This is a genomic window from Pseudomonas hamedanensis (assembly GCF_014268595.2).
In the GTDB taxonomy this organism is placed as follows: Bacteria; Pseudomonadota; Gammaproteobacteria; order Pseudomonadales; family Pseudomonadaceae; genus Aquipseudomonas; species Aquipseudomonas hamedanensis.
In genome coordinates, this window is record NZ_CP077091.1 from 3,950,001 (window position 1) to 3,969,775 (window position 19,775).

Here is a 19,775-nt window from a genome sequence, read left to right on the forward strand (position 1 = left end):
TTAAGCTCAGCCACCGCACCCGCACTGAGACCCAGCACGCGCTGTAAAACTTCCAACGTGTGCTCGCCTAATAAAGGCGGCGCATGACGATACTCGACAGGCGTCTCTGACAGCCGAATCGGGCTGGCCACTTGAGGCACCAATCCGGCGAGCGCGTGCGGCAGCTCGATAGCCAGACCGCGCGCCTTCACCTGCGCGTCTTCAAATACCTGCGACAAATCATTGATCGGCCCACAGGGCACACCCGCTTGCTCCAACCGGGCTACCCACTCGGCCGTGGTCTTGAAGACCGTGGCCTGGCGGATCAATGGAATCAACACTGCGCGGTTCGCCACTCGCAGCTTGTTCGTCGCGAAGCGCGGATCATCCGCCCACTGCGGCTGCCCCGCCACTTCGGCAAACTTGCGGAACTGCCCGTCGTTACCCACGGTGAGGATAAAGTCGCCATCAGCCGTAGGAAAATCCTGATAAGGCACGATGTTCGGATGCGCATTACCCAGACGCTTTGGCGCATTGCCTGTGGTCAGGTAGTTCATGGCCTGGTTGGCCAGACAGGCGACCTGCACATCGAGCAATGCCATATCGATATGCTGACCACCGCCATCATGGTCCCGATGGGCCAACGCCGCCAGAATCGCCACCGTCGAATACAGCCCGGTCAGGATATCCGTCAATGCCACCCCAACCTTCACCGGACCAGCCCCTTCATCGCCATCGGGCCGGCCGGTCAAGCTCATCAAGCCGCCCAGCCCCTGAATCATGAAGTCATAGCCGGCACGCTTTGCATACGGTCCGGTCTGGCCGAAGCCGGTGATGGAACAATAGATAAGATTCGGGTTGATCGCTTTCAGCGACTCATAGTCCAGCCCGTACGCCGCCAGACCGCCGACCTTGAAGTTCTCGATAAGAATGTCCGACTTCGCCGCGAGGTCCCGCACCAGTTTCTGCCCTTCGGCACGTGTGAAATCGATGGTCACCGATTGCTTGTTACGGTTCGCCGAAAGGTAATACGCCGCCTCGGACGTATTCTCGCCATACGCATCTTTAAGGAACGGCGGCCCCCAGGCACGCGTGTCATCGCCATTGCCGGGGCGCTCGACCTTGATCACCTCGGCGCCAAGGTCAGCGAGGATCTGCCCGGCCCACGGCCCGGCCAGCACTCGCGATAAATCCAGTACCCGCAGATGCGACAGCGCGCCCATGGTCAGCCCTCCTATTAATAGAACGCCTGCAGACCGGTTTGCGCCCGCCCGAGGATCAAGGCATGAACGTCGTGAGTACCTTCATAGGTGTTCACCACCTCAAGGTTGACCAAGTGACGGGCCACGCCGAACTCGTCAGAGATGCCGTTGCCACCGAGCATGTCGCGAGCCATACGGGCGATGTCCAGCGACTTGCCGCACGAGTTGCGCTTCATGATCGAAGTGATTTCGACCGCAGCGGTGCCTTCGTCCTTCATGCGCCCCAGACGCAGGCAGCCCTGCAGGGCCAGCGTGATCTCAGTTTGCATGTCGGCCAGCTTCTTCTGGACCAATTGCGTAGCGGCCAAAGGACGACCGAACTGCTGGCGATCCAGGGTGTACTGGCGCGCGGTGTGCCAGCAGAATTCGGCAGCGCCCAATGCCCCCCAGGAAATGCCATAGCGCGCAGAGTTAAGGCAGGTGAACGGCCCTTTCAGGCCACGCACGTCGGGGAAAATGTTCTCTTCCGGCACGAACACGTTGTCCATCACAATTTCACCGGTGATCGACGCCCGCAGGCCGAGCTTGCCATGAATCGCCGGCGCGCTCAGGCCTTTCCAGCCTTTCTCCAGGACGAAGCCGCGGATGTCGCCGGCATCGTCTTTGGCCCAGACCACGAAGACATCGGCGATCGGACTGTTGGTGATCCACATCTTTGCGCCAGTCAGGCTGTAGCCGCCGTCGACTTTACGCGCGCGGCTAATCATCGCGCCGGGATCGGAACCGTGATTCGGCTCGGTCAGGCCGAAGCAGCCGATCCATTCGCCGGAGGCCAGTTTCGGCAGGTACTTCTGCTTCTGCGCTTCGGTACCGAATTCGTTGATCGGCACCATCACCAGCGAAGACTGCACGCTCATCATCGAGCGGTAGCCGGAGTCGACGCGCTCTACTTCACGAGCGATCAAGCCGTAGCTGACGTAATTCAAGCCGCTGCCGCCGTACTGCTCAGGGATGGTCGCGCCCAACAGGCCGACTTCACCCATTTCACGGAAGATTGCCGGGTCGGTTTTCTCATGCCGGAAAGCTTCGAGGACACGCGGTGCGAGGCTCTGTTGAGCGAACTGCTCGGCGGTGGCGCGGATCATGCGCTCTTCTTCAGTGAGCTGTTGATCCAGCAGCAGGGGATCGATCCAGTTGAAACTCGCTTTACCGCCCATGGGTGTGTCCTCGCAAATCGGGTGAATTAACGTGGCATTGATCCTAGGCGCGGTTCTCGTTGGCGGCAAACGAGGATTTCGCATGCTGTTGTGTGATTTTCTCACTCCGAAACGGCATAAACTGCCACTTAACCGACGTATCAGTGAGATTAACGTACATGCGCAGAAAGATTCCCAGCACTGCCGCCCTGATCAGCTTCGAAGCCGCCGCACGCCACGAGAGTTTTACCAGGGCCGCCGAAGAACTTTCGCTGACTCAGGGCGCGATTTGCCGACAGATCGCCAGCCTCGAGGAGTTTCTCGGAGTGGAACTGTTCCGACGTTCGCGGCGCGGCGTAAAGCTGACCGAAGCGGGCCTGTCTTACAGTCGTCGTGTGGCGACTCAGCTTGATGCCGTCGAACGCGACACCCTTTCAGTGATGGGCCAGCAGGGCACCAACGTGATCGAATTGGCTGTAGTGCCCACCTTCGGCACGCAATGGCTACTGCCACGGCTCAAGGATTTCCAGCTCAAGCACCCGGAAGTCACCGTTAACCTGACCAACCGCACCCGGCCCTTCCTATTTGCCGATACCGAATTCGACGCTGCGATCTACTTCGGCGACGCCGATTGGTCCGGTACCGAGTCCCACCGGTTGATGGGCGAAAATCCGATGCCGGTGTGCAGCCCCGCCCTACTCCACAACAAAGAGCAACTGACAGCTCAAGCCATCGCAGAATTGCCACTGTTGCAACAGACCACTCGCCCGTATGCCTGGCGTCAGTGGTTCAACTCACAACAACTGAACATCCCCCGAGACATGACAGGGCCGCGCTACGAACTATTCTCCATGCTCGCCCAAGCCGCGATGCACGACATGGGGATTGCGTTGATTCCACCTTTCCTGATTCAGCGCGAGCTGGCCGAGAAGCGCTTGGTGATTGCCAACCCCCAAGCACTTACGAGCATCAAGGCCTATTACTTGATGATTCCCGAGCGAAAGGTCGAATCGGCGTCGCTCAAGGCATTTCGCGACTGGTTGGTGAATCAGGCACATAGCTACAGCCTAGAGGAATAAGGGCATACAGCACTTCCTAACTGCGTAGTCAGGAAACCGAAAGCACTACAGATATAACTATTTGTCGCAATTTCGCTGACTGTATCCGAAAGTCGTACAGACGTCCCAGAAGCGCCTAAGTACGTGGCTTTGAGCCTCCATTGGCGACGCATTACTGCCTATTCACGCCACCGATGAGAAATTTTTCCATCTTCAGCCAGAATCCTTACAGGGCACGGTCTGCAAGGGATTCAACTGGCCATCTGCGACATTCGGTCACGGCATGACTTGTAGTTAATTTTCCGTCACCCATCATAATCCCTTGAAGGGCATAAAGTTCGCCTGCAAAATGCCGCGCCCCGCCCTGATTTGGCGGGATCGTGCTGATCGGCCGCCCCAGTCGCACCATCCGCAGTGCCTGGGTTTACTCAATAAGATCACGCAGGAGATTTGACGTGCACATTGGTGTTCCTCTCGAAACCCAGACCGGTGAAACGCGGGTTGCTGCAACCCCGGAAACCATTAAAAAGCTGATCAGCCAAGGTCATAAGGTCACTGTGCAAACCGGTGCAGGCGTCAAAGCCAGCATCGTCGACAGTGCCTATGAAGCGGCAGGCGCAACCATTGGCAGTGCCAACGATGCGTTTGGCGCCGAGCTGATTCTCAAGGTGGTCGCCCCAAGCGATGCCGAACTGACGCTGATCAAGCGCGGAACGGTGCTGGTGGGCATGCTCAACCCATTCAACAACGAGACCATCGCGAAGATGGCCGAATGCGGCATTACCGCGTTCGCCCTCGAAGCGGCGCCGCGTACCTCGCGGGCGCAGAGTCTTGATGTGTTGTCGTCGCAGGCGAATATCGCCGGCTACAAAGCGGTGTTGCTCGCGGCTCACTATTACCCACGCTTCATGCCGATGCTGATGACTGCTGCGGGCACCGTGAAAGCGGCGCGGGTGCTGATTCTTGGCGCAGGCGTGGCCGGATTGCAGGCGATTGCCACGGCAAAACGTCTGGGTGCGGTGATCGAAGCGTCCGACGTGCGTCCGGCCGTAAAGGAACAGATCGAATCCCTCGGCGCCAAGTTCGTCGACGTGCCTTACGAGACCGATGAAGAGCGCGAATGCGCCGTCGGTGTCGGCGGTTACGCGCGGCCGATGCCGGCGAGCTGGATGCAGCGCCAGGCCCAGGCCGTTCACGAACGCGCGAAACAGGCCGACATTGTCATCACCACCGCGCTGATTCCGGGCCGCAAGGCACCGACGCTGTTGAGCGCGGAAACCGTGGCGCAGATGAAACCGGGTTCGGTGGTCATCGACCTCGCGGCGGCTCAGGGTGGCAACTGCCCACTGACCGTGGCTGATCAGGTCGTGGTCGAAAACGGCGTGACCATTTGCGGCCCGACCAATCTGGCCGGCGAAGTCGCTGCAGACGCCTCGGCACTGTACGCACGCAACCTGCTGGACTTCCTCAAGCTGGTCTTCACCAAGGAAGGCCAGTTCGACGTCAACCTCGAAGACGACATCGTCGCCGCGTGCCTGATGTGCCGCGACGGCCAAGTCATCCGCAAAAACGCCTAAGCAGGGATTCAGACGATGGAAGAGCTTATCTCCCCCGGTATCTACAACCTGATCATCTTCGTGCTGGCGATTTATGTCGGTTATCACGTGGTCTGGAACGTTACACCTGCGCTGCACACGCCGTTGATGGCAGTGACCAACGCGATTTCCGCGATTGTCATCGTAGGCGCCATGCTGGCTGCGGCGCTGACGGTCACGCCTCTGGGCAAAACCATGGGCACGCTCGCCGTGGCACTCGCGGCGGTCAACGTTTTTGGTGGCTTTCTGGTCACCCGCCGCATGCTCGAGATGTTCAAGAAGAAAGCCCCGAAAGCAAAAGAAGAGGCGCCATCGTCATGAGCATGAATCTCGTCACGACGCTTTACCTGATCGCGTCGATCTGCTTTATCCAGGCCCTTAAAGGCTTGTCGCACCCGACCACCTCGCGGCGCGGCAACCTGTTCGGCATGCTCGGCATGGCGCTGGCCATCATCACCACGGTTGGCCTCATCTATAAGCTTGGCGCAGAGCTTGCGACTGCCGGCATTGGCTATGTCATCGTCGGCCTGCTGGTCGGCGGCACTGCCGGTTCGATCATGGCCAAGCGCGTTGAAATGACCAAGATGCCGGAGCTGGTCGCGTTCATGCACAGCATGATCGGTCTGGCCGCGGTGTTCATCGCTATTGCAGCGGTGGTCGAGCCGCAATCGCTGGGCATCGTCAAACAGCTGGGCGATGCGATCCCGGCGGGTAACCGTCTGGAGCTGTTCCTCGGCGCCGCGATCGGTGCCATCACCTTCTCCGGTTCGGTAATTGCCTTTGGCAAGCTTTCGGGCAAGTACAAGTTCCGCCTGTTCCAGGGCGCACCGGTACAGTTCAGCGGTCAGCACAAGCTGAACGCCGTACTGGGACTGGCAACGCTGGCACTCGGCCTGACCTTCATGTTCACCGGCAACCTCACCGCGTTTGCGCTGATGCTCGCGCTGGCGTTCGTGATGGGCGTGCTGATCATCATCCCGATCGGCGGCGCCGACATGCCGGTAGTCGTGTCGATGCTCAACAGCTATTCGGGCTGGGCGGCAGCGGGTATCGGTTTCTCGCTGAACAACTCGATGTTGATCATTGCAGGCTCCTTGGTGGGTTCGAGCGGTGCGATTCTTTCGTACATCATGTGCAAGGCGATGAACCGTTCCTTCTTTAATGTGCTGCTGGGTGGTTTCGGCAACACCGCCGATGCCGGTCCGGCCGGCGCGAAAGAAGCACGCCCGGTGAAATCCGGTTCGGCTGACGACGCGACCTTCCTGCTGACCAACGCTGACACCGTGATTATCGTGCCGGGTTACGGCCTGGCGGTGGCTCGCGCACAACACGCCCTGAAGGAACTGACCGAGAAGCTGACCCATCGCGGCGTGACCGTGAAGTACGCGATCCACCCAGTGGCAGGTCGGATGCCCGGGCACATGAACGTATTGCTCGCCGAGGCCGAAGTGCCTTACGACCAAGTGTTCGAGATGGAGGATATCAACTCCGAATTCGGCCAGGCCGACGTGGTGTTGGTGCTCGGTGCGAACGACGTGGTCAACCCGGCCGCGAAGAACGATCCGAAGTCGCCGATTGCCGGCATGCCGATCCTTGAAGCGTTCAAGGCCAAGACCATCATCGTCAACAAGCGTTCGATGGCCAGCGGCTATGCCGGCCTGGACAACGAACTGTTCTACCTCGACAAGACCATGATGGTCTTCGGCGACGCGAAGAAAGTCATCGAAGACATGGTTAAAGCCGTCGAGTAATCTCCCGCAGCGATAACGAACGCCCCGACTTGTCGGGGCGTTTTAGTTTGCGCAAAGCGCTGGACAATTTGCCGCGTTGTTGCCGATCCGGTAACGGTGTTTTACTTGAAAGCCGCTAAATAGACGCCTCATTTGCGACCTTGGTAGCGGGACAGGCGCCCGGCAAATTCACTAGACTGCGCATCCTGCTACTCGCTGCCCGAGAAATCATTCATGTACCGTGACCGTATTCGCCTGCCTTCGTTGTTGGACAAAGTGATGAGCGCCGCCGACGCCGCTGCTCTGATTGAGGACGGCATGACCGTCGGCATGAGCGGCTTCACCCGTGCCGGCGAAGCCAAAGCCGTCCCGCACGCACTGGCCGAGCGCGCCAAGGTCACGCCGCTGAAGATCAGCTTGATGACGGGTGCCAGCCTGGGCAACGACCTCGACAAGCAATTGACCGAAGCCGGCGTACTGTCACGACGCATGCCGTTTCAGGTCGACAGCACCCTGCGCAAGGCGATCAACGCCGGCGAGGTGATGTTCATCGATCAGCACCTGTCGGAGACTGTCGAGCAACTGCGCAATCAGCAACTGAAGCTGCCGGACATCGCCGTCATCGAAGCCGTCGCGATCACTGAGCAGGGCCACATCGTGCCGACCACTTCGGTAGGCAACTCGGCCAGCTTCGCGATCTTCGCCAAACAGGTGATTGTCGAAATCAACCTGGCGCATAACGCCAACCTCGAAGGCCTGCACGACATTTATATCCCGACGTACCGCCCGACGCGGACGCCGATCCCGCTGGTAAAAGTAGACGACCGTATCGGCAGCACGGCGATACCGATCCCGCCGGAAAAAATCGTTGCCATTGTCATCACCCAGCAGGCGGACTCACCGTCCACGGTGTCGACACCGGACGTTGATACCAACGCCATCGCTGAACATCTGATCACCTTCTTCAAGCAGGAAGTCGACGCCGGGCGAATGACCACCAAGCTCGGCCCGTTGCAGGCGGGAATTGGCAATATTGCCAACGCGGTAATGTGCGGCTTGATCGACTCGCCGTTCGAAGAACTGACCATGTACTCCGAAGTGCTGCAGGACTCGACCTTCGACCTGATCGATGCTGGCAAGCTGAGCTTTGCCTCGGGCAGCTCCATCACCCTGTCGGAGCGACGCAACAGCGACGTGTTCGGCAATCTGGAAAAGTACAAGGGCAAGCTGGTGTTGCGTCCGCAAGAGATCTCCAACCACCCGGAAGTGGTGCGCCGCCTGGGGATCATCGGCATCAACACCGCGCTGGAATTCGACATCTATGGCAACGTCAACTCCACCCATGTCTGCGGCACGCGGATGATGAACGGCATCGGCGGCTCCGGCGACTTCGCGCGCAACGCGCATCTGGCGGTGTTTGTGACCAAATCGATTGCCAAGGGCGGCGCGATTTCCAGCGTGGTGCCGATGGTCAGCCACGTTGACCACACCGAACATGACGTCGACATTCTAGTGACCGAGGTCGGTCTGGCCGACCTGCGCGGCCTGGCACCGCGCGAACGTGCCCGTGTGATTATCGACAACTGTGTGCATCCGGATTTCCGCCAGGCGCTGAATGATTACTTCACCGCAGCCTGTACCATTGGTGGGCACACGCCACACATTCTGCGCGAAGCCTTGAGCTGGCATATCAATCTGGAAGAAACCGGACGCATGCTCGCGGTGTAATCGCACAGATAAACCATCGGCGTACACGCAGTGTGTTCCGATGGACTTTCGCATACCTCTATTCCTGCAAAAACTGTACTGCTGTACCGGTCTATTCCGGCGGCAGCAGACTACGATTTTGGCTGTATCGGGCTTAAACGCACCGAATCGGTGCAGACAGGTACAGTTTGCTCGATTTTGACCCGTACACCGCCTATAAACAGTTAACTGGTCACTCACAATACAGTTGAACTGTATCTACAGAGACTAGGCAATCGAGAGGATCATGGGCACCAGTCAAACCACTACCTGATCCCGCCACAAGCGGAAGGATGTCAACCATGGAACGTACACTCAGTTCCGAACTGTTCTTCGAAGATAAAGCTGTAAACACCCAGGCTTCCCTGCCTCTGCGCGTTCTCGCCAACCTGATGTTGTGGCAGCGCCGCATCTCCAGCCGCCATCAACTGGCTCGTCTGGATTCGCGTCTGCTGGCTGACGCCGGTATCAGCGAAGCACAACGCTACGAAGAGCTGAGCAAGCCGTTCTGGCGCTAAGTAGCGTCGCTGGCTCTGGTCGTTAGACCCACCGCCAGCAACCCGAATTGAATAAAACAGAACCCGTCGTGGGAAACCACGACGGGTTTTGTCGTTTTGGACAGCGGCGCGTCTGGCGTGCCAATTGACCATCAACCATTACAGTTTTATCAAATTAAACAATCGCCATAACAGTTGTGAAAAAGGCGCTTGTAAAGGTTGCCATCACTGGGCGAACAGCGCCCGCCGGCCTAATATCCACACAGAACGTGGCGAACGTTAAGCAACTGGCGTCTGACTCCTCAGATACCGAGCCACCTCTCACTACGGTTTATCCAAAGGAGTTACACCATGACCCGTCTTCGTCTGCTCAGTGCCGCTGCCCTGCTGGCTATGGCTACCAATGCCAGCGCTACCAGCTTCATCGTGACCACCGACTCCCTCGTCGGCGCTCTGAAAGCGTCTTCCGACGCCACGTCGGATGTGACGTCCTCCTTTCGTGACGACAAGATCGTCCTGGCCGCCCGTGATGACGCCGCCAGTTTCGTAGCCAGCGAAGGCGATATCCGTGGCGTGAAGCTGGAAAGCGCTCTGGATCACATTCGCCACCAGGCGCCACAGTTGCAGGCCACCGACGCCCAGTTGGCTCAGGCCATCCTGACGATCTAAGCGACGGAACTGATCGGGACACTTCGCTCGTGTCCCGATGTTTCAACGCTGGCTCTGGCCCGGGCATTGCGCTAGCCTTTGAGCTCGCCAACCATTACCGAGTCTCATGCGTTTTCTTTCGAATTTGCTGTTCCCTTCTGCTGTATTGATGGTCTGCTGGGCGGCGCCTGCCAGCGCCTTTGATGCCTTCAATGCGTCGACCCAAGGCACCGTTGTCAGCGGTTACGCCACCAGCATGGTGTCTTCTGCACCGTTCGACCGTAAACTGCTGCTCGCCGCTCACGATGACGCGGCGGCATTCGTTGCCAGTGACGGTGAATGGCGAGGTGCCCGGCTGGAGTCCGCGCTGCATTATCTGCGCAAGACCCGGCCAAAACTTCATGCCAGCGACCTTGAACTGGCCGAGGCAATTCTCGTCCAATAGTTATCCTTGTCCTTCCGGAGTCGTTCCATGCGTAGCCCGCTGATTGCTGCCGCCCTTGGCCTGTTTTTGTTGGCCGACGTGGCCCAGGCGCAAACCCTGGTAGCCACCAGTAACATCATCGTTCGTGCCTCCCAGCGCACCATCGATTTCACCTCCGACACCACCACGTCCATCCGCGATTCGAAAATCATCCGCGAAGCCCATGACGACGCCGCCAGTTTCGTCGCCAGCAACGGCGACATCCGCGGTGCTCACCTCGAAGCTGCGCTCAATACCCTGCGTACCCGCGTGCCGGAAGCGCGCGACGCCAGTGACCAGGTACTCGCCGAAGCTATCCTCGCACTGTGAGGTCCATGGGTGCCTGGCTGCTGGCCGGGGCGTTGTTGCTGCTTGGCAACAGCGCCCACGCCGGCCTGCAATTGCGGCTCAAGAGTGACGGTCTGAGCCCCGCCCAGCAACAGGCCAGCCAGGCGCTGATCGATGAGGCCCTGCAGAAGCTGCCGCCGAGCTTCATCGAGCGGCTGGACCGGCGCATCGATGTCGGCTGGACCGACGATATGCCCGCCAATGCTTACGGGCAGGCGACGCTGGTTTCCGAGCTCGATCTGAATCGCAAGCTGCTCGCCGGCCTTACCGACGGCAGCGCCGCCAAAACAAAGACCAATCGCCCCCACGGCACTGTGCGTCAGGAACTGCTCGCCACGGTGCTGCACGAAATCACTCATATTTATGACCGCGCGCGCTTATGGCCGGGCGCCGAACGCACGCTGGTCCAACGCTGCACCCGGCGTTTCGATAGCGCAGGACTGATCGGCATTCCCGATGAGTGTCGCGGACAGAATGGCCGTCGCTTCACCCTCAGTGACGACCCGCGCCTGCTCGACCTTGCCGGCTGGCAGCAATATGTCGGTCGTCGCGGCGAGCGTGAACAACACAACCGGCAGATCGCCCGCAGCCCTGATCTGTACGAAATTTCAAGCCCCAAGGAATTCGTCGCGGTCAACATGGAGTACTTCCTCCTCGACCCGAGCTACGCCTGTCGCCGTCCGGCGCTGTATCGCTACTACAAGGACCACTTCGGCTGGGCGCCATCGGGCAAGGACACCTGCAGCAAGAGCTTTGCCTTCCTCAATGCGGGCAATGACTTCGCCAGGCAGCCCTTGGGGCGCGTCGATCCGGAACGCGTCTATGCCGTCGATTACCTGCTGGCCGAGGCGAATCAGAACTGGGTCAGCCGCTGGGGCCACAGCATGTTGCGCCTGGTCATCTGCGCGCCGGGCCGCCCGCGTGGCCCGGATTGCCGCCTCGACCTCGATCATCATCTGGTGTGGTCGTACCGCGCCTTTGTTGGCGACGTGCAGCTGTCGAGCTGGGACGGACTGGTTGGCAAATACCCCTCGCGCCTGTTCGTATTGCCGTTGGCACAAGTGATCGACGAATACACCAAGACCGAATTGCGCAGCCTCGCCTCCGTGCCGCTGAAGCTGTCCCGCGAGGAAATCGAAGGCGTCGTCGAACATGCCGCCGAGATGCACTGGAGCTACGACGGCAACTATTTTTTCCTCTCCAACAACTGCGCGGTGGAAGGTTTGAAACTGTTGCGCAGCGGCAGCAACAACAGCCAACTCGTTGGGCTCGACAGCATCATGCCCAATGGCTTGCTCGAAGTGCTCAAGGGCCGAGGATTGGCCGACACCAGCGTGCTCGACGATCCGAAAGAAGCGCTGCGTCTGGGTTATCGCTTCGACTCGTTCCGTGATCGCTATCAGGCGATGTTCGATGTGCTGAAGAAGCAACTGCCGATCAAGCAGACCACCGTCGAGGACTGGCTTTCGTTGACAGCAGAGGAACGCCGGGAATGGTTCGAACGAGCCGACCTGCGTACCAGTGCGGCGCTGCTGCTATTGGAGCAGGCCAGTTTCCGTCGGCAGTTGCTGCTCGCGCAGGACGAGGTCAAACAGCGCTACCTCGGCGCGCGCGAACTGGAGAATGGTGGCATGGATAAAGCCAACGCTACCTTGCAGCAGATCCTCGCCAACAGCGGTTTCCTAAGCCGTCCGGCGGAGCTGCTCGACTCAAAAGGTTATGGATTACCGCAGCCAAGCGAGTTTGACAGGCTGGAAGCAGAAAGCAGTCAGCGGCAGAAGAAGCTGCTGGCCCTGTCCGGCGATCTCGATACCGAAGTGCGCAAGCTGCTCGAACCCAAGCGTGCCGCCGAGATTGCCGCCAGCGAGGCCAACGTGAAGCAGATTGGCGAGCATCTGCGCAAATTGCACAAGGCCTCGGGCGGACTGCAATTGCCCTGAAAAACAAAAAGGCTTCAGAACACGGTTCTGAAGCCTTTTTGTTTATTCTTTGTGCGCTTAGCCGCGAGCCTTGCGCACGCCTTGTGACAGCGCGGAGCACAGGCTCAATACACCGTCGATCGCCTGCTCAGGCGTATCGGCGCTGGCGATATGGTCGATCAAGGCCGAGCCCACCACCACACCGTCCGCCAGACGCGCGATCGCCGCGGCTTGCTCCGGCGTGCGGATACCAAAACCAATGCTGATCGGCAGATCGGTGTGCCGACGCAGACGCGCAACCGCCTCTTCGACATGCTCCAGCGTCGCCGCACCCGCCCCGGTCACACCCGCAACCGACACGTAGTAGACGAAACCGGAACTGCCGTTGAGCACGCGCGGTAAACGCGCGTCGTCGGTGGTCGGCGTGGTCAGGCGAATGAAGTCCAGGCCGGCCGCCTGCGCCGGGTCGCACAGCTCTTCGTTGTGCTCCGGCGGCATGTCGACCACGATCAGGCCATCGACGCCAGCGTCTTTAGCCTCAGCAATGAAGCGCTCGACGCCGAATTTATGAATCGGGTTGAAATAGCCCATCAGCACCAGCGGCGTGTCGCTGTTGCCGGCACGGAACTCACGCACCATCTGCAGGGTTTTCGCCAGGTTCTGTTTGGCGCCCAGCGCACGAATGTTCGCCAATTGGATGGCCGGGCCGTCGGCCATCGGATCGGTAAACGGCATGCCCAGTTCAATCACGTCGGCACCTGCCGCCGGCAAGCCTTTGAGGATCGCCAGCGAGGTGTCGTAGTCAGGATCGCCAGCGGTCACGAAGGTCACCAGCGCGGCGCGGTTCTGTTGCTTGAGGTCGGCAAAGCGGGTTTGCAGGCGGCTCATCAGTGTTTCTCCTGCTGCGATTGTTCCATATGGTGCATGACGGTCTGCATGTCTTTGTCGCCACGCCCGGACAGGTTGACCACCATCAGGTGATCCTTCGGCAGCTTCGGTGCGCGTTTGAACACTTCAGCCAGGGCGTGGGCACTTTCCAGCGCAGGGATAATCCCTTCCAGGCGGCAGCATTTGTGGAACGCTTCGAGCGCTTCGTCGTCGGTCACCGAGGTGTACTGGACGCGGCCGATGTCGTGCAACCAGGCGTGTTCAGGACCGATGCCCGGATAGTCGAGGCCGGCGGAAATCGAATGAGCGTCGATAATCTGGCCATCGTCGTCCTGTAGCAGGAAAGTCCGATTGCCGTGCAGCACGCCCGGAACACCGCCGTTGAGGCTGGCCGCGTGCTTGCCGGTTTCAATGCCGTAACCGGCTGCTTCGACGCCGATGATCTCAACGCTCTTGTCATCGAGGAACGGGTGGAACAGGCCCATGGCGTTGGAGCCACCGCCGATGCACGCTACTAGGCTGTCTGGCAGACGACCTTCCTGGGCTTGCAACTGGTCGCGGGTTTCTTTGCCGATCACGGCCTGGAAGTCGCGAACCATCGCCGGGTACGGGTGCGGGCCGGCCACGGTGCCGATCAGGTAGAAGGTGTTGTCGACGTTGGTCACCCAGTCACGCAGGGCTTCGTTCATCGCATCTTTCAGGGTGCCAGTGCCGGCGACTACCGGAATCACTTCGGCGCCCAGCAGCTTCATGCGAAAGACGTTGGCCTGCTGACGTTCGATGTCGGTGGTGCCCATGTAGATCACGCAGTCGAGACCGAAGCGCGCAGCGACGGTGGCCGTGGCCACGCCGTGCATGCCGGCGCCGGTCTCGGCGATGATGCGTTTCTTGCCCATGCGCCGCGCCAGCAGAATCTGACCGATGCAGTTGTTGATCTTGTGCGCGCCGGTGTGGTTCAGCTCTTCACGCTTGAGGTAGATCTTCGCGCCGCCGCAAAACTCGGTCAGGCGTTCGGCGAAATACAGTGGGCTCGGGCGTCCGACGTAGTCACGCTGGAAGTAGGCCAATTCTTCTTTGAAGGCCGGATCTTGTTTGGCCGCTTCGTATTCGCGGGCCAGATCGAGGATCAACGGCATCAGGGTTTCTGCCACGTAGCGACCACCAAACGCGCCGAACAGGCCGTTGGCGTCAGGGCCGTTACGCAGATCAGAGGTGTTCGAAGTCTGGGTCATGGGTCGCTCCAGGTGAATTCGGTCAAAAGACAATGACGTCCACTCTACCCCTGACACTGCGCCCTGAAAACCGATAAGATCGCCACAACCTGTCAGGAAAACTCACAGATATCATGAGCCACGACCTGCCCCCGTTGAATGCCCTCCGCGCCTTCGAGGCCACTGCCCGTCTGAACAGCGTCAGTCAGGCGGCCGAGCAGTTGCACGTTACCCATGGGGCTGTCAGCCGCCAGCTGAAAGTGCTGGAAGAACACCTCGGCGTCAGTTTGTTCGTCAAGGACGGGCGCGGCTTGAAACTCACAGATGCCGGGGTACGTTTGCGCGATGCCAGCGGCGAAGCGTTTGATCGGTTGCGCAGTGTTTGCGCCGAATTGACGCAAAGTACCGCCGATGCGCCGTTCGTGCTCGGCTGTTCCGGAAGCCTGCTGGCGCGCTGGTTTATTCCGCGCCTGGGACGTCTGAATGCCGACCTGCCGGACTTGCGCCTGCACTTGTCGGCCGGTGAGGGTGATCTCGATCCGCGTCGGCCCGGGCTGGATGCTTTGTTGCTGTTCGCCGAACCACCGTGGCCGGCTGATATGCAGGTCTACGAACTGGCGGCAGAGCGCATCGGCCCAGTGATGAGTCCGTTGTTCAGTGGCTATCAACGCTTGCGCACAGCGCCCGCTTCGGCATTGCTCAAAGAACCGCTGCTGCACACGACGTCGCGCCCGCAAGCCTGGCCAAGCTGGGCGCAGCAATACGCCCTCGACGCCAAGGCGTTAAGGCTTGGGCAAGGATTCGAGCATTTGTATTACTTGCTGGAGGCTGCGGTGGCAGGCCTGGGCGTGGCCATCGCGCCGGAGCCGCTGGTGACTGAAGATTTGAAGGCCGGGCGCCTCGTTGCACCGTGGGGCTTTTGCGAAACCCCGGCGCAACTGGCGTTGTGGCTACCCAAGCGCGCCGCGGACGGGCGCGCCCGGCAACTGGCGCAATGGCTCAAGAACGAGCTGCGCCAGACGGATCACTCGCCGCGCTTGAACAGCAAATAAGCCGCCAGCAGACCGATTGCACCGACCGCCACGCCGGCGGTGGTCCACGGATGCTCCTGCGCGTAGTCGCGGGTCGCGATGCCGGTCTCGCGGGTTTTCACTTTGACTTCTTCATAAGCGTCGCTGAGCAGATGACGCGAGTGCTTCAGCGCACTTTCAGCATTGCTTTTCAGCGCCTTGAGGGTCTTGCGCGACTCGTCCGAAGCATCGTCTTTCAAGCTTTCCAACGATTTGAGCAGACTCTCGATCTCGGCTTCCATGCTTTGCAACGAGGCTTTACGTAAAGAGGTGTTGGCCATGGTGGCTCTCCTGCATTGGTGATGAGTGGCGTGTGTTGGTTGGGACTTCGCCGCTTCGAGAAAGTGCAGAAAATCTGAACTTCGGCAGCGCAACGCCGCCGAAACCACAGAACGATTCACTGCTAGTCTCAATTCCACACGCCAAGGAGATCGCCATGAGTGACCATCACACCTACAAGAAAGTCGAGCTGGTCGGTTCGTCGACCACCAGCATCGAAGACGCCATCAACAACGCCTTGGCCGAAGCCAATAAAACCCTGCGCAACCTGGAGTGGTTTGAAGTGACCGAGACCCGGGGTCATATCGAAAACGGCCAGGTGGCACATTTTCAGGTGACGTTGAAAGTCGGTTTCAAGATCGCCGCCAGCTGAGTTTGGTCCGGTCTTCTGAACTTGCGCGCTGGCGGAGTGCCATAGGGAATGGCAAAGCGCTATAGGTGAGCGTATCGGGCGAGGTCTCGATGCGCGCCTTTTTCAATCCGACCAGGAGTGCAACCGATGAAGAAGATCATGTTGGCAGTAGGTTTGTTGAGCCTTGCCGGTGGTGCGTTTGCTGCCGGCAAGCCTTGTGAAGAGCTGAAAGCCGAGATCGCGGCGAAGCTCGACGCCAAAGGTGTTTCCGGCTATTCGCTGGAGGTAGTCGACAAGGGCGCGGCGGCTGACGCCAAAGTGGTCGGGACCTGCGAAGGTGGCAGCAAGGAAATCGTCTACAAGCGCGGTTGATTGCGCCTGAAATACAAAAGCCGACGCGGATGCGTCGGCTTTTTTATGGACACCATGTGCCTAATGTGGGAGCGAGCTTGCTCGCGAAAGCGGTGGGTCAATGGCATATTGAGTGTCTGACACTCCGTATTCGCGAGCAAGCTCGCTCCCACAAGGGGTATGTGCGGAATCTTACCCCTTCATGACTTGCGCCAGCAGTTCGTACGAATGCACGCGATCAGCGTGCTCATACAAATCGCTGGTGAAAATCAGCTCATCCGCCTGTGTCTGCTCAATCAGCACCTCCAGCTTGGCGCGGATCTTCTGCGGGCCGCCGACCATTGCCAGGCCGAGGAAATCACCGACGGCTTCCCGTTCGTGGGGCAACCACAGGCCGTCCATGGTTTTCACCGGTGGGCGCTGCACCAGGCTTTGCCCGCGCATCAGCGCAAGGATGCGCTGGTACACCGATGTCGCCAGATAATCGGCCTGTTCGTCGGTATCCGCTGCTACCAACGGCACACCAAGCATCACGTAGGGCTTGTCGAGTACCGCCGACGGCTTGAAGTGGTTGCGATAGACGCGGATCGCCTCGTGCATGAAGCGTGGCGCAAAGTGCGAGGCGAAGGCGTAAGGCAAACCGCGCTCGCCGGCCAGTTGCGCGCTGAACAGGCTTGAGCCGAGCAGCCAGACCGGCACGTTGGTGCCGGTGCCGGGCATGGCGATCACCCGTTGCTCCGGCGTGCGCGGGCCGAGGTAGCGCATCAGTTCGGCAACGTCTTCGGGAAAGTCGTCGGCACTGCCGGAGCGTTCGCGGCGCAAGGCGCGGGCGGCCATCTGGTCGGAGCCGGGCGCGCGGCCCAGGCCCAGATCAATCCGTCCCGGGTACAGGCTTTCCAAGGTGCCGAACTGCTCGGCAATCACCAGCGGCGCGTGGTTGGGTAGCATCACGCCACCGGAACCCACGCGAATCGTCGAAGTGCCGCCCGCCAGATAACCGAGCAACACCGAAGTGGCCGAACTGGCGATGCCGTCCATGTTGTGGTGCTCAGCAACCCAGAACCGTGTGTAGCCGAGTTTCTCGGCATGCTGGGCCAGATCCAGCGAATTGCGCAGCGACTGCGCGGGGCTGCCGTTCTCGCGCACCGGCACCAGATCGAGGGTGGAAAATTTTACGTCGGACAGTTGTTTCATGAACCTGCGTCTCCAAGTGGGGAGGCAGGTTTTTCTTGCGAACGAAAACCTGCCAGATCCATAAGCGTGTTTTGTGCAATAAGGGCATATACCCGAGATTCAATAGCAGCAAAGAAATTTCCTACTAAAAAAGTCAACGATTCAGCCAGGCTGAACTTTGTTCCGCCGTCTATCCTCAGAAGCCTTGCATGCAACAACCACGACGGCGCGGCGTTGCGCGCCACATTTGAGGAGGCAGACATGGCTATCGTGAAAAAGGCATCCGCGCATTGGGAAGGCGACCTGAAAACCGGTCTCGGCTCGATTTCCACCGAAACCGGCGTACTCAGAGAAGCCCCCTACGGCTTCAAGGCACGCTTTGAAGGCGGCAAGGGCACCAACCCCGAAGAACTGATCGGCGCGGCCCACGCCGGCTGCTTCTCCATGGCGTTTTCGATGATTCTTGGCGACGCCGGCCTGAAGGCGGACAGCATCGACACCAACGCTGAAGTGACCCTCGATCAGGTCGATGGCGGCTTCGCGATCACCGCAGTGAAGCTGATTCTCAAGGCGAAGATCCCGGGCGCGACTCAGCAGCAGTTTGAGGAGTTGAGCAACAAGGCCAAGGAAGGCTGCCCGGTTTCCAAGGTATTGAATGCGAAGATTACGCTGGAGGCTTCGCTGGTCAGCTGATTTGGCGTTTGCTGGTCTGGTGTTTGCTGGTCTGGCGCTATCGCGAGCAGGCTCACTCCTACAGGGGATCGCATTCCAACTGGATAAATGCGATCCCCTGTGGGAGCGAGCCTGCTCGCGATAGCAATCTGAACATCACGCACATCTCAAGGTGTGAGCAAAGTCAGAACCCGCTCGATGAAAATGTGGTCGAATAATCGACAGCAGCTTCAGCGCACGCCCGTGCGCGCTGCCTCAAGGAGCTTCACTGATGAAACGTATTGGCTTGGCGATCCTTTGCAGTGCACTGGCCACGTCCGCTATCGCAGCCCCCAAGAACTGCGAAGAGCTCAGAAAAGAAATCGAAATCAAGATTCAGGCGAAAGCCATACCCTCGTACACCTTGGAAATCATCACCAAGGAAGAGGCAAAGCAGCACGACTCAGCCATGATTGTCGGTTCGTGCGAGAACGGTAAGAAGAGAATCATCTACCAGAAAAACGGCAACTGAATTGCTAGATGATGCAGTTGAATTCCCGGTCTTCAGCAACGATCTCGCGCCTGGCGTTGTACAAGCGTGCGCTTGGGGTGAACGCCAACGAGCGCCCTTCCAGCAGATAACGCTGACCGGCCTCGAAGTGGTCGTAACGGATCGTCAGGTAACACAGACGCTCTACCGGGCCGGTCAGCAGACTGCCACCGCCGCCAAACACTTCGAAGTCGAAACGCACCCGTAACTCATGGCTACCGGGCGTTACCTGAAAAAAACGGCCGTCGCGCAATCGCTGGTTATCGAGACGTTCGGCCATCAACAGCTTGCCGCCAGGGCTTGGCGTCGAGAATTCGATCCAGGCCATTTGCGGGTCGACGGCCGGTAACGGCGCCTGACAACCGGCGACAAGACTGGCGATGAGCAACAGCGGCAACCTACGCATGACGGAAATCCACAGATCTGAATCACCAGCATAGCGCCGATCAGCTGCTCTGGCAGCCCGCCGGTGTGCCCTGACCGACGACTTTGCGCTGTTCATCGTAGAGCTTGGCCCATGGCCGGAAGCCGATGCTGCCAGCCTGCAGTTGATAACGCTGGCCGGCGTTGAACTCCTTGAATTTCACGCTCAACTGACAATCGCGCCACAACGTTTCCGCGTCGGGGCCTATGTTGGTCGCCTCCACAGGGAATTGATAACGCACCTTCAACTCATGACTGCCAGGCTGTACTTCGAAATAACGTTTGTCGATGGCCTGTCTGGCATCGACTTGCAGCGCTTGCAGCGCCGTGTCCGGTTGCCGGGCATCGAGATCGATCCAGGCTTGCGAAGGGTCCGGATCGGGCATGCCAAAATTGGCACAACCGGCCAGCATCAGCAGGCTTCCTGTCAGCATTAACATGCGCAT

General features: G+C 59.5%; 24 protein-coding genes (1 of these 24 only partly in view). 15 read left to right on the forward strand and 9 right to left on the reverse strand.

Annotation, left to right across the window (positions count from 1 at the left end):
• Together HU739_RS17005 and HU739_RS17010 are read right to left on the reverse strand one after the other, a co-directional pair.
• Positions 1–1,202 carry the 5' portion of a CaiB/BaiF CoA transferase family protein gene (locus HU739_RS17005; RefSeq protein ID WP_186546333.1) on the reverse strand. Its footprint begins 19 nt before the window's first position, so 1,202 of the gene's 1,221 nt are visible here — the first part of the coding sequence; its start codon is at positions 1,200–1,202; its stop codon lies off the left edge, out of view.
• A 14-nt stretch (positions 1,203–1,216) separates the two neighbouring features.
• Positions 1,217–2,398: an acyl-CoA dehydrogenase gene (locus HU739_RS17010; protein WP_186546332.1), complete on the reverse strand. Its 1,182-nt coding sequence runs from the start codon at positions 2,396–2,398 to the stop codon at positions 1,217–1,219.
• Between the two features lie 158 nt (positions 2,399–2,556).
• Between HU739_RS17010 and HU739_RS17015 the strand changes: the two genes are divergently transcribed.
• From HU739_RS17015 to HU739_RS17060, 10 genes are all read left to right on the forward strand, one after another.
• A complete protein-coding gene (locus tag HU739_RS17015; protein ID WP_186546331.1) occupies positions 2,557–3,456 on the forward strand; it encodes a LysR family transcriptional regulator in 900 nt (299 codons plus the stop codon).
• A 434-nt stretch (positions 3,457–3,890) separates the two neighbouring features.
• Positions 3,891–5,012: a Re/Si-specific NAD(P)(+) transhydrogenase subunit alpha gene (locus tag HU739_RS17020; RefSeq protein WP_186546330.1), complete on the forward strand. Its 1,122-nt coding sequence runs from the start codon at positions 3,891–3,893 to the stop codon at positions 5,010–5,012.
• 15 nt (positions 5,013–5,027) lie between these two features.
• On the forward strand, positions 5,028–5,351 hold the full coding sequence (locus HU739_RS17025) for an NAD(P) transhydrogenase subunit alpha (RefSeq protein WP_008439664.1): 324 nt from the start codon (positions 5,028–5,030) through the stop codon (positions 5,349–5,351).
• Positions 5,348–6,781: an NAD(P)(+) transhydrogenase (Re/Si-specific) subunit beta gene (locus HU739_RS17030; RefSeq protein ID WP_186546329.1), complete on the forward strand. Its 1,434-nt coding sequence runs from the start codon at positions 5,348–5,350 to the stop codon at positions 6,779–6,781. The genes HU739_RS17025 and HU739_RS17030 overlap by 4 nt, the downstream gene beginning before the upstream one ends.
• Before the next feature lie 213 nt (positions 6,782–6,994).
• Entirely contained in the window at positions 6,995–8,488 is a 1,494-nt protein-coding gene (locus HU739_RS17035) for an acetyl-CoA hydrolase/transferase family protein (RefSeq protein WP_186546328.1), read from the forward strand.
• Positions 8,489–8,808: 320 nt separating this feature from the next.
• Positions 8,809–9,024 carry a DUF1127 domain-containing protein gene (locus HU739_RS17040; RefSeq protein WP_008081135.1) on the forward strand — a complete coding sequence of 72 codons (216 nt, stop codon included), beginning with the start codon at positions 8,809–8,811 and terminating at the stop codon, positions 9,022–9,024.
• Positions 9,025–9,354: 330 nt separating this feature from the next.
• Positions 9,355–9,672 (forward strand): DUF2388 domain-containing protein, encoded by a 318-nt coding sequence (locus tag HU739_RS17045; protein ID WP_186546327.1) that lies wholly within the window; start codon positions 9,355–9,357, stop codon positions 9,670–9,672.
• Positions 9,673–9,778: 106 nt separating this feature from the next.
• The gene (locus HU739_RS17050; protein WP_186546326.1) at positions 9,779–10,096 is read left to right on the forward strand and encodes a DUF2388 domain-containing protein; all 318 of its coding nucleotides are present in this window, start codon (positions 9,779–9,781) and stop codon (positions 10,094–10,096) included.
• 27 nt (positions 10,097–10,123) lie between these two features.
• Positions 10,124–10,444: a DUF2388 domain-containing protein gene (locus HU739_RS17055; RefSeq protein WP_186546325.1), complete on the forward strand. Its 321-nt coding sequence runs from the start codon at positions 10,124–10,126 to the stop codon at positions 10,442–10,444.
• Positions 10,441–12,402: a DUF7844 domain-containing protein gene (locus tag HU739_RS17060; RefSeq protein WP_186546324.1), complete on the forward strand. Its 1,962-nt coding sequence runs from the start codon at positions 10,441–10,443 to the stop codon at positions 12,400–12,402. The genes HU739_RS17055 and HU739_RS17060 overlap by 4 nt, the downstream gene beginning before the upstream one ends.
• 57 nt (positions 12,403–12,459) lie before the next feature.
• Here the strand turns inward: HU739_RS17060 and trpA are convergent, their stop codons facing one another.
• Together trpA and trpB are read right to left on the reverse strand one after the other, a co-directional pair.
• The gene (gene trpA, locus HU739_RS17065) at positions 12,460–13,269 is read right to left on the reverse strand and encodes a tryptophan synthase subunit alpha (protein ID WP_186546323.1); all 810 of its coding nucleotides are present in this window, start codon (positions 13,267–13,269) and stop codon (positions 12,460–12,462) included.
• Positions 13,269–14,501, reverse strand: coding sequence for a tryptophan synthase subunit beta (gene trpB / locus HU739_RS17070; protein ID WP_186546322.1), 1,233 nt, complete (start codon positions 14,499–14,501; stop codon positions 13,269–13,271). Before trpB ends, trpA begins: the two co-directional genes overlap by 1 nt.
• A gap of 113 nt (positions 14,502–14,614) precedes the next feature.
• On the opposite strand from trpB, the gene HU739_RS17075 reads away from it, so the two are divergent.
• Positions 14,615–15,532 (forward strand): LysR family transcriptional regulator, encoded by a 918-nt coding sequence (locus HU739_RS17075; RefSeq protein ID WP_186546321.1) that lies wholly within the window; start codon positions 14,615–14,617, stop codon positions 15,530–15,532.
• Here HU739_RS17075 and HU739_RS17080 read toward each other — a convergent pair.
• Positions 15,505–15,831 (reverse strand): DUF883 family protein, encoded by a 327-nt coding sequence (locus HU739_RS17080; protein WP_007911686.1) that lies wholly within the window; start codon positions 15,829–15,831, stop codon positions 15,505–15,507. The genes HU739_RS17075 and HU739_RS17080 overlap by 28 nt on opposite strands.
• Before the next feature lie 155 nt (positions 15,832–15,986).
• Between HU739_RS17080 and HU739_RS17085 the strand changes: the two genes are divergently transcribed.
• Both HU739_RS17085 and HU739_RS17090 read left to right on the forward strand, forming a co-directional pair.
• Entirely contained in the window at positions 15,987–16,202 is a 216-nt protein-coding gene (locus tag HU739_RS17085) for a dodecin (RefSeq protein WP_016772305.1), read from the forward strand.
• A gap of 126 nt (positions 16,203–16,328) precedes the next feature.
• Positions 16,329–16,553: a DUF1161 domain-containing protein gene (locus tag HU739_RS17090; protein ID WP_186546320.1), complete on the forward strand. Its 225-nt coding sequence runs from the start codon at positions 16,329–16,331 to the stop codon at positions 16,551–16,553.
• 171 nt (positions 16,554–16,724) lie between these two features.
• Here HU739_RS17090 and HU739_RS17095 read toward each other — a convergent pair whose 3' ends face one another.
• Together HU739_RS17095 and HU739_RS17100 are read right to left on the reverse strand one after the other, a co-directional pair.
• Entirely contained in the window at positions 16,725–17,726 is a 1,002-nt protein-coding gene (locus HU739_RS17095; RefSeq protein WP_186546319.1) for an LLM class flavin-dependent oxidoreductase, read from the reverse strand.
• Positions 17,723–17,968 (reverse strand): hypothetical protein, encoded by a 246-nt coding sequence (locus tag HU739_RS17100; RefSeq protein ID WP_186546318.1) that lies wholly within the window; start codon positions 17,966–17,968, stop codon positions 17,723–17,725. The genes HU739_RS17095 and HU739_RS17100 overlap by 4 nt, the downstream gene beginning before the upstream one ends.
• On the opposite strand from HU739_RS17100, the gene HU739_RS17105 reads away from it, so the two are divergent.
• Entirely contained in the window at positions 17,967–18,398 is a 432-nt protein-coding gene (locus HU739_RS17105; protein WP_016772308.1) for an OsmC family protein, read from the forward strand. The genes HU739_RS17100 and HU739_RS17105 overlap by 2 nt on opposite strands.
• A 250-nt stretch (positions 18,399–18,648) precedes the next feature.
• Positions 18,649–18,888, forward strand: a complete 240-nt coding sequence (locus HU739_RS17110; RefSeq protein WP_186546317.1) for a DUF1161 domain-containing protein — start codon at positions 18,649–18,651, stop codon at positions 18,886–18,888.
• Positions 18,889–18,892: 4 nt separating this feature from the next.
• Here the strand turns inward: HU739_RS17110 and HU739_RS17115 are convergent, their stop codons facing one another.
• Positions 18,893–19,312 (reverse strand): PA0061/PA0062 family lipoprotein, encoded by a 420-nt coding sequence (locus tag HU739_RS17115; RefSeq protein WP_186546316.1) that lies wholly within the window; start codon positions 19,310–19,312, stop codon positions 18,893–18,895.
• 40 nt (positions 19,313–19,352) lie between these two features.
• On the reverse strand, positions 19,353–19,775 hold the full coding sequence (locus HU739_RS17120; RefSeq protein ID WP_186546315.1) for a PA0061/PA0062 family lipoprotein: 423 nt from the start codon (positions 19,773–19,775) through the stop codon (positions 19,353–19,355).